The sequence below is a fragment of the Streptomyces sp. NPDC048504 genome, assembly GCF_043200035.1.
Classification (GTDB): domain Bacteria; phylum Actinomycetota; class Actinomycetes; order Streptomycetales; family Streptomycetaceae; genus Streptomyces.
Window position 1 is genome coordinate 204,233 of record NZ_JBICXA010000019.1, and the last position, 11,832, is coordinate 216,064.

The window sequence follows — 11,832 nt, forward strand, 5'->3', positions numbered from 1 at the left end:
TCACGCCCGCTCCCGCAACACCGCCACACTCACCGCCGCCACCACGGCGAGCCCCGCCGACACCGCCATCGCGATGTCCGCACCGCGGGCTAGACCGCCGCCCGCCGACGTCGCGATCGCGATCGTCAGCGCGACGCCCGCGCAGGAACCGATGTACCGGAAGGTCTGCTGCGCGCCGGAGCCCATCGCGGCCCGGGCCGCCGGTACGGACTCGACGGACAGCAGCGGCAGCGCGGCGTTCAGCAGGCCGCTGCCGACGCCCGCGATCACCAGTCCCGGCAGCAGCCGTAGCCAGGAACCGGAGTCCAGCGCGCCCAGCATCGTCAGGACGCCGGCCGCGTGGAGCAGGAAACCCAGGGCGAGTTGGTGCCGGGGCGAGACGCGGCCGGCGAGGCGGCGGGCCTGGAGGGCGACCGTGAAGGACAGGCCCGACCAGAGGAGGAACAGCCAGGCCGTGTCCATCGCGGACAGGCCCAGCGTCTGCTGCAGCAGCGCCGGCAGGAAGCTGAACAGGCCGATCACCGCGAAGCCCGTGAACAGGCCGCCCGCCGAGGAGGCCAGGAAGAGGCGGTGGCGCAGCAGGCTCAGGTCGATCATCGGGGTCGCGACCCGGCGCTCCACCAGCGCGAAGACGCCGACGAGCACCACGGCCGCCAGCGCCAGCAGGCCCACCGGCGCCCGCAGCCAGCCGTCGCGGCCCAGTGTGAGGGCGGCGACGAGGGCGACCAGGGCCAGCCCGAAGGCGACCGCTCCGGCGAGGTCGGGGCGTCCGCCGCGCGGCGCGCGGGACTCGGACAGCGTACGGACACCGAGGGCCGCCACGACGATCGCCGCCGCGCCGAGCACGACGTAGATCATCCGCCAGTCCGGCATCGCGCCCGCGACCAGCGGGCCGACCGCTATGCCGCCGCTGACGAACGCGCCCCACACGCCGGTCGCGTGCAGGCGGCCGCGCGGGGTCGGGAAGGCGTGCACGATCAGGCCCAGGCTGCTGGCGAGCAGCGCCGCGCTGGACGCGCCCTGCGCGATACGGGTCAGCGTGAACAGCCAGGTCGAGGAGGTGAGCGCGGCCAGGGCCGTGGTGATGCCGAGCGCGAGGGTGCCGGCGAGGAAGATCCGGCGGCGGCCGTAGTCGTCGGCGAGGCTGCCGGCGACCAGGAGCAGCGCGGCCAGGCCGAGCGGGGTGCCGTTCAGGAGCCAGGCCTGGGCGGAGAGCGGGGTGTGCAGGGCGGCGGCGATGTCGGGGAGCGTGACCATCGGCGCGGTGTACGTCATCAGCGCCACGGCGGTGGCCGCGCTGGTCAGGGCGAGGGTGGCGCGGGGATGCGGCACGCTCGGCCCGGAGACCGGGGATGTCTCCGAGGCCTTGGACGTCTCGGGAGCCTTGGCGAGGGTTCGTTCACTGAACCTAGTCATGTGGAGCACCGTAGCACCCAAGGTTCGTTCATTGAACTCACTGTCGGAAAGTGGCTACAGTGGACGGCATGTCACTAGGCAAGGACTACGCGGGGCAGGACTGCTCGATGGCCGGGGCGCTGGAGGTGGTCGGGGAGCGCTGGACGCTGCTCATCGTCCGGGACGCCCTCTACGGCGTACGGCGCTACAACGACTTCCTCGCCCACCTCGGCATCCCGCGCGCGGTCCTCGCCGCCCGCCTCCAGGCGCTCACCGCCGATGGCATTCTCGAAAAGCGCCGGTACCAGGAGTCACCGCCGCGCGACGAGTACGTCATCACCGAGCGCGGGATCGCCCTGTGGCCGGTGCTGCGCTCGCTCGGCCTGTGGAAGCGCGTGCAGTACGGCGAGACGCAGCTGCGCTACTTCCGGCACGCGGACTGCGGCACCGAACTCGGCTCCTACGGCGAGTGCCCCACCTGCGCCGTCGTCGTCCCCGTCGGGGATGTCATCATGGACCCGGGTCCCGGTCTCGATCAGGACCCGGCGGATCCGGTCGGCCGGGCGCTCCTCAAACCGAGGCGACTGCTCCAGCCGATCGAGACGGATCCGGTATAACGAACGGTACGAGAACGGCAGTTGAGGGAGGGGGCGGACCATGAACCAGCGTCGGGCGAGCGCCCTGCTGCTCCTCTTCCTGCTCCCGATCGTGCTGGTGGACACGGCGAGCCTCCCGGCCGCCGTCGCGCTCGCCGCGACGGGTACCGCCCTCGCCGTCTGCGCCCTCCTCACCGCGCGCAGCGCGCCCGCCGTACCGCCCACCCGGGTCCGTACGGCCATCCGCGACCGCGCCCGCCGCACGGCGTTCCTGCCCCAGCGCGACCCCGACGCCTCGGGCCGCCCACGCCCCCGAGCCCCCGGACACCCCCTCCGGACGACCACCGCGTAAGGCACTTTTTCTGCTGCTCCCGCGCTGAGGGCCGTCCCGTCGCCATGCCCAACTCCCGGCACGACGAGACCCACGGAGGGCTCACCCATGTCCGTTTTCGCTGCCCTGGTCGACCAACTCGCCGACATGCTCCACCCGTTGTTCGGCACGGCCGCGGCCGCCGCCGCGATCGTCCTGTTCACCGCTCTCGTACGACTCCTCGTGCATCCCCTGTCGCGGGCCGCGGCGCGCGGGCAGAAAGCCCGGGCCCAACTCCAGCCGCGCGTGGCCGACTTGCGGAAGCGGTACGCGAAGCAGCCGGAGAAGCTGCAGAAGGCCGTACTCGAACTGCACGCCGAGGAAAAGGTGTCCCCGCTCTCCGGAATCCTGCCGAGCCTGCTCCAACTCCCGGCGTTCTTCCTCCTCTACCGCCTGTTCTCCGGCGGCGGCGACGGCCTGCTCTCCCACCAGCTGTTCGCCGCACCGCTCGGCGGCCGCTGGGCCGACGCGCTCGCCGGGGACGGGATGTTCGGACCGGCCGGACTCGTCTACGTCGGACTGTTCCTCGTCGTCGTCGCGATCGCGACCTTCACCTACGTCCGCACCCGGCGCGCGGCCGTCGCCACCCCCACTCCTGCCGGCACCGGCGCCCTCGGCAAGGTGCTGCCCCTCCTCTCCTACGGCACGCTGATCACCGTCGCCGTCGTGCCGCTCGCCGTTGCGCTGTACGTGGTGACCAGCGCGGCCTGGAGCGCCGTGGAGCGGGCCGTCCTGTACACCTGACCGCTCGCGGTTACGGTCCAGTCCGTGAACCAGGTATTGCGGACTGGACCGTGAGCTTGGAGGATCGACCAGTCCTCCGATGGCTGCACCCATCGGTCGACCGTCCGCGATCGATGGAGATGGTGAACATGAAGCTGCTGCGAGTCGGTACGGCGGGGGCGGAGCGGCCCGCGCTGCTCGACGCCGAGGGGACCCTGCGGGACCTGTCCGGCATCGTCCCGGACATCGACGGGCCGCTGCTCGCCGACACCGCCGCGCTCGGCCGGATCCGGGCCGCCGCCGAGGCCGGGGAGCTGCCGGCGCTGGACGCCGACGGGCTGCGGGTCGGGCCGCCGCTCGCGCGGATCGGCAAGGTCGTGTGCATCGGGCTGAACTACCACGACCACGCCCGCGAGACCGGCGCCGAGCCGCCCGCCGAGCCGGTCATCTTCTTCAAGGCGGCGGACACGGTCGTCGGGCCGTACGACACGGTGCTGGTCCCTCGCGGGTCGGTGAAGACGGACTGGGAGGTCGAACTCGCCGTCGTCATCGGGCGTACGGCCCGTTATCTGGAGTCCCACGCGGAGGCGCTCGCGCATGTCGCGGGGTATGCGGTCGCGCACGACGTGTCCGAGCGGGAGTTCCAGATCGAGCGGGGCGGGACGTGGGACAAGGGGAAGAACTGCGAGACGTTCAATCCGCTGGGGCCGTGGTTGGTGACGGCGGACGAGGTTCCGGATCCGCAGGCTTTGTCGCTACGGCTGTGGGTGAACGGGGAGTTGAAGCAGGACGGGACGACCGCCGAGCAGATCTTTTCGGTGGCTGAAGTGGTGCGGTATGTCAGCCAGTTCATGACGCTCTATCCCGGGGACGTCATTAACACCGGTACGCCTGCGGGGGTTGCTCTTGGGCAGCCTGAGCCCAAGCCGTTCTTGCGGGCTGGGGATGTTGTGGAGCTGGAGATCGCGGGGTTGGGCAAGCAGCGTCAGGAGTTCAAGGACGCCTAAGGGGTGGGGGACTGTGCATTGTTTGCGGGTGCGCGTGCGCTGTGGCTGGTCGCGCAGTTCCCCGCGCCCCTTAGGGCGTCACCCCTACGCCAGTAGAGAGGCCAGCTTGCGCCAGGCCTCTCGGGGGAGGTCTTCCCGCGCGTTGCCGTCCACGATCTGTAGGGCCACGTGGTCCGCACCCGCCGTCAGGAAGGCGTCGATCCTGGAGCGGATTGAGGAGTCGTCGCCCCAGGCGAAGACCGCGTCCACCAAGCGGTCGCTGCCGCCGTCCGCGAGGTCGGACTCGGTGAAGCCGTTGCGGAGGAAGTTGTTGGTGTAGTTGGGGAGGGTCAGGTACATGGCCAGGTAGTCGCGGGCCAGGGTGCGGGCTCGGGTCGGGTCCGTTTCCAGGACCACCTTCAACTCCGGGGCCAGCAGCGGGGTTTCGCCGAGGATGGCGCGGGCCTTGGCCGTGTGGTCGGGGGTGACCAGGTACGGGATCGAGCCGGCCGAGCGGTCGCGGGCCAGCTCCAGGGTCTTCGGGCCGAGGGCGGCCAGGAGGCGGCGGTCGGCGGGGACTCCGGCGGCGTCCAGAGCGTCCAGGTAGGTCACGAGTGCCGAGTACGGGCGGCGGTACTGGTCCGCCAGCTTGGCGTGGCTCACCCCCAGGCCGAGCAGGAAGCGGCCGGGGTGGGCCGCTTCCAACTCCGCGAAGCCCGCGGCGCTTTCGGCCGCGTCGTACTGCCAGATGCTCTGGATGCTGGTGCCCACGGTGAGCGTCGAGGTCGCCTCGACGAGCGGTACGGCGTGCCGGGCGGCGCTGCTGCCGCCCAACCAGACGGCGCCGTAACCGAGTTGCTCCAACTCGGCTGCCGCGTCGGCGAGTTCACCGCGCCGGGACGGATCCTCGGTGCGCAGGCCCACGCTCCAGATGCCGTACCGCCCGACCGTTTCCCTCAGCTTCTTCGGCGTATCGCTGCTCATCGCTGCTGTTCCCTCCGTGGTCCGGCCGTCTGTACCTGTGGACAGTGCCAACCGGAGTCGGGTCCCGCTTAATCCCGTCGTTCGTCGTCCAGGAACTGCTCCAGCGCCGCCACCACGAATCGGTGGTCCTGCAGCTGCGGCAGACCGCTCACCGTCACCGTTCCGATCACGCCGACGCCCTCGACCCTGATCGGGAAGGAGCCGCCGTGTGCCGCGTACTCGTCCGGGTCGAGGCGGGAGGAATCCTCGAAGGTGCTGCCCTTGGCGCGGAAGCGGGTGCCGACCAGGTAGGAGGCGGCGCCGAAGCGCTCGACCACCTTGCGCTTGCGGTCGATCCACGCGTCGTTGTCGGGGGAGGAGCCCGGCAGTGCCGCGTGGAAGAGCTGCTGGCCGCCGCGCCGGATGTCGATGGCGACCGGGGCCTGGCTCTCGCGGGCGAGTTCCACGAGGAGCGAGCCCAGCGCCCACGCGTCGTCGTAGGTGAAGCGCTGGAACACCAAGTGCCGTTCCTGCGCTTCGAGTTCCTCCACCGTCGGAGTGATCTCGGGGGCGATCCGCTGGGTGATCGCGGGCTTGTTCTGGGTCACAGGGTCACCGTCACTCCGTCGCGGGTGCTGCGGCGCGCGGCTTCCAGTACGTCGAGGGTGGCGGCCGCCTCCAGGGCGGTCACCGGATTGGGGGCTCCGTCACGGAGGGCGGCGGCGACGGCCGCGTAGTACGCGGGGTAGTCGCCGGGGACGGTCGGCTCGGGGCGGCCACCGCCGGTGAGGGGGGACTCGCCGGCGCCGACACGGCCGTAGAGGGACTCGGGTTCCTGGCCCCAGCTCTTCTCGGTGCCCGGGCGCCTGCCGTCGCGCAGGTCGGCCTCCTGGGGGTCGAGACCGTACTTGACGTAGCCTGCCTTGGAGCCCAACACGCGGAAACGCGGGCCGAGTTGGGCGGTGGTCGCGGAGACGTACAGGTGTGAGCGGACGCCGTTCGTGTGGGTCAGGGCGAAGAACGTGTCGTCGTCCGTCTCCGCGCCCGGGCGGCGGATGTCCGACTCGGCGTACACGGAGGCGACGGGGCCGAAGAGGGCCAGCGCCTGGTCCACGACGTGGCTGCCGAGGTCGTAGAGGAGACCTCCGATCTCTGCCGGGTCGCCGGACTCGCGCCAGCCGCCCTTGGGCTGCGGGCGCCAGCGCTCGAAACGCGACTCGAAGCGCCAGACGTCACCCAGCTCGCCCTCGGCCAGCAGCTTGCGGAGGGTCAGGAAGTCGTTGTCCCAGCGGCGGTTCTGGAAGACCGAGAGGAGCAGGCTGTGCTGCTCGGCGAGGGCCGCCAGCTCGCGGGCCTCGGCTGCCGTGCCGGCGATCGGCTTGTCCACGACGACCGGGAGGCCGGCCTTGAGGGCCGTGGTCGCGAGCGCCACGTGCGTCTTGTTCGGGGACGCGATGACGATCAGGTCCAGGTCGTCGGCGCGAGCGAACAGTTCCTCGGGGGTCGCGGCCGTGCGGACGTCCGGGAACTCCGCGCGGGCCTGTTCCTGCCGCTCCGGGTTCGAGGTGACGACCGTGTCGAGGGTCAGGCCCTCGGTGGCGGCGATCAGCGGGGCGTGGAAGACGGAGCCGGCGAGGCCGTAGCCGACGAGGCCGACGCGGAGGGGTGCGCGAGTCGTGCGTCCAGTCATGCCCTCCACTTTCGCAACGCTGTTGCCAAAGTGCAAGTGGTGGGGACAATGGGGGTGTGGACAACAGTGCGCGGGGCGGGGCGAGGGCAGGGACGGCCGAAGGAGCGGGGGGCCGTTCGGTGAGTACGGGGGGCCGCTCGGTGAGTGTGGTGGGCGCGAATCTGCTCGCCGTGCGCAGCCACAACGCCGCGCTGGTCCTGGACCTGCTCCGGACGGCCGGCACGGACGGGATCAGCCGGCTCGAACTCGCCGACCGCACCGGGCTCACCCCGCAGGCCGTCAGCAAGATCACCGCCCGGCTGCGGGAGTCCGGCCTGGTCGCGGAGGCGGGCCGGCGCGCGTCCACGGGCGGGAAGCCGCGCACGGTTCTGCGGTTGGTGCCGGAGGCCGGGCACGCGGTGGGGGTGCATCTGGACCGGGACGAGCTGCGGGTGGTGCTTGTGGATCTCACCGGGGCGGTGGTGGGGGAGCGGGGCGCTTCGCTGGATCTGGGGGCGGGGGCCGGGGTTGTCGTGGAGGCGGTGGCTCGGGAGGTTGAGGGGTTGGTGGGGGGAGGGGGTGGGTGGGGTGGTGTTGGCGTGGGTGCGGGTGCGGGTGCGGGTGTTGGCGCCGGTGCTGGTGCTGGTGCTGGTTCGGAGGCTGCCGGTACGGAGGTTGCTGATACGGACGATGTCGGTGCGGCGGGCGCGGGTGTCGAGCGTCGCCTCGCCGACTCCGGGCGCCTCGCCGACGCTGCGCGGCTCGCTGATGCCGGGCGTCCCGCTGACCCGGTGAGTGTCGCGGACTCGGCATCCGGGCGTCCTGCCGGTTCCGGGCGCTTCGCCGGTTCTGCGCGCCTTGCTGATGCCGGGCGTCCCGCTGACCCGGTGAGTGTCGCGGACCCGGCATCCGCGCGGCCGGCCGGTTCCGGGCGCTTCGCCGATCCTGCGCGCCTTGCTGATGCCGCGCGTCCCGCTGACCCGGTGAGTCTCGCGGACCCGGCATCCGCGCGGCCGGCCGGTTCCGGGCGCCTTGCCGACCCTGCGCGCCTCGCGGACGCCCCGCGTCCCGCTGACCCCGCGCATCCCGCTGACCCCACGCGTCCCGCTGACCCCACGCGTCCCGCGACCCCGGCATCCGCAGCGCAGCGCAGCCCCGGCGCCGCTCACCTCCTCGGCGTCGGCGTGGCCCTCCCCGGACCCCTCGATCACGCCCACGGCGTCCTGCATCGCGTCACCGGGTTCCCCGAGTGGGACGGGTTTCCGTTGCGGGACGCGCTTGCTCGGCGGCTCGGGGTGCCTGTGGTCGTGGACAAGGACACGAATGCCGCCGCGCTCGGGCTGGCCGTCGGCGGGGAGGGCGGGGCGTTCGCCTATCTGCACCTCGGGACCGGGCTAGGTGCCGGGCTGGTGATCGGCGGCGGTGTGCACCGGGGTGCGCGGACCGGGGCCGGGGAGTTCGGGCATCAGGTGATCCAGCTGGACGGGCCGCCCTGCGACTGCGGGAACCGGGGCTGTATCGAGGCCCTGTGCCTGGCCGCCGTAGCGCGTGGCGACCTGGATGAAGCGGCGCGGGTGCTCGGTGCGGGCGCCGCGAATCTCGTGGGCCTGCTCGACATCGACCTCGTGCTGCTGGGTGGCCGAACCGTCGCCGCAGACCCGGAACCCTTCGTGCGCGGAGTCGCCGCCGTCCTCGACGAACGCGCCCGGCGTGAGGGCGCACGCGAGGCCGCCGTACCCGTACGGGTCGCCCCCGGCGGGGCGCGGGGTGTCGCGGAGGGGGCGGCGCAGTTGCTGCTGGGGCCGCTGTTCGGACGGGCGGACGGGTAGGCGGGCGGTGGTGGGCCGGGGAAGCGTCGCGCTTCCGTCGGGCAGGGGTCCTGTCGTGGCCGGGTGAGGCATTCGCGCGGCGGACTGGCAGGCGCGGGGGCGGTGGGTGGCCCGGGGAAGTGTGACACTTTCGCAGGATCTGTAACACTCCGCGGAACAGGGGGCCTGTCGCGGCCCTGTGAGGCCTTCGCGCGGCGGACCGGCAGGCGGAGGCGGTGGGTGGCCCGGGGAAGTGTGACACCTTCGCCGGATCTGTAACACTTCCGCCGAACAGAGGTCCCGCCGCGCCCGTTCGAGGCATTCGCCGCCCGTGCTCGGCACGGCACCCCTGATCGGCAGCGCCCGTCCGGCACGCTCATGTGTTTATGCGACTGCCCCTGAGTCCGCGCACCCCACTGCGCACACCCCTGTCCCGGTTCCTGTCCCTCTGCCTAGCCGCAGCCGCCCCCCTCCTCCTCGTCACCGCCGCCCCACCGGCCCACGCGGCAGCCGCCGATACTGCCCACGCAACGGCGGTCACCACCCCCGCCCACGCAACGGCGGCCGCCGTCCCTGCCTGCGCCGCCCCCGACGCCCACGCCTTCCCTCTCACCACCCGCATCCATGACGGTCCCGACACCTACACGGCGGGCGGCGGCTACGGCACCTGGTATCTCGACCTCACCAACACCACCGCCCGCCGCTGCACCGCGATCCACCCGGTCGTCGTTCTCGTCGACCAACAGCGCGCCCTGAAACCGTCCCAGCCCAAGCTGGAGTTCTACGACGGCACCCGCCCGCGCCCCCACCCGGTCCGCTTCGAGAAGACCGACGAGGCCGAACTCGTCGGCGCCTTCGACGACGGCTTCCCGGGCTTCACCGTCGACCCCGGCAAGACCCTCACGGTGAAGGTGCGCCTCGCGCTGGCCCCGGACGCCGTCGCGAACGAGATCACCGCCGACGCGGCCGTCGTGCAACGCCATGCCGACGACGGGGACTGGATCGGTCAGTCGAACGACTACCGCTTCGACGTCGAGCCCGCCGACCCGGAAGCCGCTACCGCCGCGCCTCCCACCTCCCCGGGCACTCCCGCCCCCTCCGCCGCGACCTCGCCCCCCGCCGAGGACCTCTCGTTCACCGACGAACTCGCCAGCACCGGAATCGGCCCCGAACACCTCGTCCTCGTCGCCGCGTCCGTCCTCCTCGTCACCGGCGGTGCTCTGCTGCTGGCCCGGAGGCGCCGATAACGCGGGCCGCCGCCTCTGCGACGATCTACGCGTGGACTACCCGAACGACCAGGCCCCCGGCGCCCCCGTCCGCTCCGGCATCCCGGAGCACGGCCGCATCCCCAAGTACTACGCGGTCAAGGCTCAAATCGCCGTGCTCGTCGACGAGTTGGGGGAGGGCAGCCTGATCCCCACCGAGCGCGACCTCTCCGAGCGGTACGAGGTCGCCCGCGAGACCGTGCGGCAGGCGCTGCGCGAACTCGTACTGGAGGGCAGGCTGCGCCGGCAGGGCCGCGGCACGGTCGTCGCGGGTCCCAAGCTGGAGCAGCCGCTGTCCCTGGCCAGCTACACCGAGGGCGTACGGCGGCAGGGGCGCACCCCGGGCCGCAGCCTCGTCACGCTCGACCGCTTCCCCTGCACCGACGCGCTCGCCGCCGAGACCGGGCTGACCCGCGGCGAACCCGTCTGGCACCTGGAGCGCGTCCTGCTCGCCGACGACGAGCGCGTCGGGCTCGAAAGCACCTACGTCTCCGTCGCCCGGGTCCCGCACCTGGACACCGACTTCGAGCCCGACTCCTCCTTCTACGGCTACCTGGGCGCCCGCGGCATCCACTTCGGCGACGCCGACGAACGCATCGAGACCGTGCTCGCCACCCCGCGCGAGGCCCTCCTCATCGGCACCCCGCCCGCCCTCCCGATGCTGCTGATCCACCGCGTGTCACGGGACACGGAGGGCCGCCCGCTGGAACGGGTGCGGGGCCTGTACCGGGGCGACCGCTTCTCCTTCACGACGCACCACGGAGGCTGAGAAACCCGGGGGCCGAGAGCCCCGAGGAGCACCCGCCGTACGGCCTGTGATTGTCACGGATAGGTAACGGGTCTAGCCCAAATGTGATGGGTCGTTCACGCTCTCGTTGGGAGCCGGACCTTTCCGGTTCCCGGATCCCGAGGAGCGTGGCCGTCGTGAGAGTGACAGTCGTCGGAGGCGGCGTGGTGGGCACCATGCACGCCTGGCAAGCAGTGGAACGCGGCCATGAGGTCGTACAGATCGAGCGCGAGGCGGAGGCTCGCGGCGCTTCGTCGCGCAACTTCGGGCAGATCTGGGTGAGTGGCCGCGCGGGCGGCGAGGAACTCGAAACCGCCCTGCGGGCAAGGGAGTTGTGGGAGGAGATCGGCGCCCGCGTCCCCGGACTCGGCTTCCGGGCCAACGGTTCGCTGACCCCCGTCCGGGGCGACCGCGAACTCGCCGTCGCCGAGGCCGCGGTGGCCCGCGAGGACTCGGCCGCCCGCGGCTACAAGCTCCTCACCGCCGCCGAGGCCCGCGCCGTGAACCCCGCCCTGCGTGGCGACTTCACCGCCGCCCTGTACTGCGAACGCGACGCGGCCGTCGAACCCCGTACCGCCCAACTCGCCCTGCGTGCCGAGCTGTCGAAGTCCCCGAACTACACCTTCCTGCCGGGCCGTGAGGTCCGCGAGGTGGTCGGCGGGCACGCGGTGCGCGACGACCACGGGGACGTGCACGCCTCGGACGCGGTCGTGCTGTGCACGGGTGCCTGGCTCGGCGGACTCGTCCGCGAACTCGCCGGACCCGGACTCCCCGTCCGCCGCGTCCGGTTGCAGATGATGCAGACCGACCCGCTCGGCGAACCCCTCACCACGTCGATCGCCGACGCGGACAGTTTCCGCTACTACCCGGCCTACCGCGGCCAGGCCCTGGACCAACTCAACGCCGAGCAACCGCAGTTGCCGACGGCCGCCGCGCACGCCATGCAACTCCTCATGGTGCAGCGCGCCGACGGCGGGCTGACCATCGGCGACACCCACGAGTACGAGCACCCCTTCGCCTTCGACACGACCGAGGACCCCTACGACCACCTCACCGAGGTCGTCGAGTCGTTCCTCGGCCGTCCCCTCCCGAAGATCCGCCGCCGCTGGGCCGGCGTGTACGCGCAGTGCACCGACCCCACCCGCGTCGTCCACCGCCAACAGGTGCGCGACGGCGTGTGGTTGGTCACCGGACCGGGCGGTCGCGGCATGACCTGCTCCCCGGCGATCGCCGAAACCACCGCGAACGAACTGGACTGGTGACCCCCGTG

12 protein-coding genes and 1 pseudogene are annotated in these 11,832 nt (G+C 72.3%); 9 read left to right on the top strand and 4 right to left on the bottom strand.

Annotation, left to right across the window (positions count from 1 at the left end; genetic code table 11):
- On the bottom strand, positions 1-1,416 hold the full coding sequence (locus tag ACGFY9_RS38680; protein WP_393762210.1) for an MFS transporter: 1,416 nt from the start codon (positions 1,414-1,416) through the stop codon (positions 1-3).
- Between the two features lie 68 nt (positions 1,417-1,484).
- Here ACGFY9_RS38680 and ACGFY9_RS38685 point away from each other — a divergent pair, with 68 nt between their 5' ends.
- The 4 genes from ACGFY9_RS38685 to ACGFY9_RS38700 all read left to right on the top strand — a co-directional run bounded on the left by ACGFY9_RS38685 (position 1,485) and on the right by ACGFY9_RS38700 (position 4,091).
- Complete coding sequence (locus ACGFY9_RS38685; RefSeq protein WP_393762212.1) at positions 1,485-2,012, top strand: winged helix-turn-helix transcriptional regulator; 528 nt, start codon at positions 1,485-1,487, stop codon at positions 2,010-2,012.
- 40 nt (positions 2,013-2,052) lie between these two features.
- Positions 2,053-2,343, top strand: coding sequence for a DUF6412 domain-containing protein (locus ACGFY9_RS38690; RefSeq protein WP_318016554.1), 291 nt, complete (start codon positions 2,053-2,055; stop codon positions 2,341-2,343).
- Positions 2,344-2,430: 87 nt separating this feature from the next.
- Positions 2,431-3,105, top strand: a complete 675-nt coding sequence (locus tag ACGFY9_RS38695; protein ID WP_393762214.1) for a YidC/Oxa1 family membrane protein insertase — start codon at positions 2,431-2,433, stop codon at positions 3,103-3,105.
- 128 nt (positions 3,106-3,233) lie between these two features.
- The gene (locus ACGFY9_RS38700) at positions 3,234-4,091 is read left to right on the top strand and encodes a fumarylacetoacetate hydrolase family protein (protein ID WP_393762216.1); all 858 of its coding nucleotides are present in this window, start codon (positions 3,234-3,236) and stop codon (positions 4,089-4,091) included.
- Between the two features lie 84 nt (positions 4,092-4,175).
- Here the strand turns inward: ACGFY9_RS38700 and ACGFY9_RS38705 are convergent, their stop codons facing one another.
- The 3 genes from ACGFY9_RS38705 to ACGFY9_RS38715 form a co-directional block, all read right to left on the bottom strand.
- Entirely contained in the window at positions 4,176-5,054 is an 879-nt protein-coding gene (locus ACGFY9_RS38705; RefSeq protein WP_393762218.1) for an LLM class F420-dependent oxidoreductase, read from the bottom strand.
- A 68-nt stretch (positions 5,055-5,122) separates the two neighbouring features.
- Complete coding sequence (locus tag ACGFY9_RS38710) at positions 5,123-5,641, bottom strand: heme-degrading domain-containing protein (RefSeq protein ID WP_393762220.1); 519 nt, start codon at positions 5,639-5,641, stop codon at positions 5,123-5,125.
- Positions 5,638-6,723: a Gfo/Idh/MocA family oxidoreductase gene (locus tag ACGFY9_RS38715; RefSeq protein WP_393762222.1), complete on the bottom strand. Its 1,086-nt coding sequence runs from the start codon at positions 6,721-6,723 to the stop codon at positions 5,638-5,640. Before ACGFY9_RS38715 ends, ACGFY9_RS38710 begins: the two co-directional genes overlap by 4 nt.
- Positions 6,724-6,893: 170 nt before the next feature.
- On the opposite strand from ACGFY9_RS38715, the pseudogene ACGFY9_RS38720 reads away from it, so the two are divergent.
- The 5 genes and pseudogenes from ACGFY9_RS38720 to ACGFY9_RS38740 form a co-directional block, all read left to right on the top strand.
- A pseudogene (locus ACGFY9_RS38720) lies at positions 6,894-7,031 on the top strand (winged helix-turn-helix transcriptional regulator); the annotation flags it as partial.
- A 462-nt stretch (positions 7,032-7,493) separates the two neighbouring features.
- Positions 7,494-8,531, top strand: a complete 1,038-nt coding sequence (locus ACGFY9_RS38725; protein ID WP_393762337.1) for an ROK family protein — start codon at positions 7,494-7,496, stop codon at positions 8,529-8,531.
- Positions 8,532-8,896: 365 nt separating this feature from the next.
- On the top strand, positions 8,897-9,757 hold the full coding sequence (locus ACGFY9_RS38730; protein WP_393762224.1) for a hypothetical protein: 861 nt from the start codon (positions 8,897-8,899) through the stop codon (positions 9,755-9,757).
- Between the two features lie 31 nt (positions 9,758-9,788).
- Entirely contained in the window at positions 9,789-10,544 is a 756-nt protein-coding gene (locus tag ACGFY9_RS38735) for a GntR family transcriptional regulator (RefSeq protein ID WP_393762226.1), read from the top strand.
- A 155-nt stretch (positions 10,545-10,699) separates the two neighbouring features.
- Positions 10,700-11,824, top strand: a complete 1,125-nt coding sequence (locus ACGFY9_RS38740) for a TIGR03364 family FAD-dependent oxidoreductase (RefSeq protein ID WP_393762228.1) — start codon at positions 10,700-10,702, stop codon at positions 11,822-11,824.
- Positions 11,825-11,832: the final 8 nt, after the last annotated feature.

Bases quoted from the DNA above. Each gene is read 5' to 3' on its own strand.
- ACGFY9_RS38680 (WP_393762210.1), bottom strand. From the start codon at position 1,416: ATGACTAGGTTCAGTGAACGAACCCTCGCCAAGGCTCCCGAGACGTCC.
- ACGFY9_RS38685 (WP_393762212.1), top strand. From the start codon at position 1,485: ATGTCACTAGGCAAGGACTACGCGGGGCAGGACTGCTCGATGGCCGGG.
- ACGFY9_RS38690 (WP_318016554.1), top strand. From the start codon at position 2,053: ATGAACCAGCGTCGGGCGAGCGCCCTGCTGCTCCTCTTCCTGCTCCCG.
- ACGFY9_RS38695 (WP_393762214.1), top strand. From the start codon at position 2,431: ATGTCCGTTTTCGCTGCCCTGGTCGACCAACTCGCCGACATGCTCCAC.
- ACGFY9_RS38700 (WP_393762216.1), top strand. From the start codon at position 3,234: ATGAAGCTGCTGCGAGTCGGTACGGCGGGGGCGGAGCGGCCCGCGCTG.
- ACGFY9_RS38705 (WP_393762218.1), bottom strand. From the start codon at position 5,054: ATGAGCAGCGATACGCCGAAGAAGCTGAGGGAAACGGTCGGGCGGTAC.
- ACGFY9_RS38715 (WP_393762222.1), bottom strand. From the start codon at position 6,723: ATGACTGGACGCACGACTCGCGCACCCCTCCGCGTCGGCCTCGTCGGC.
- ACGFY9_RS38730 (WP_393762224.1), top strand. From the start codon at position 8,897: ATGCGACTGCCCCTGAGTCCGCGCACCCCACTGCGCACACCCCTGTCC.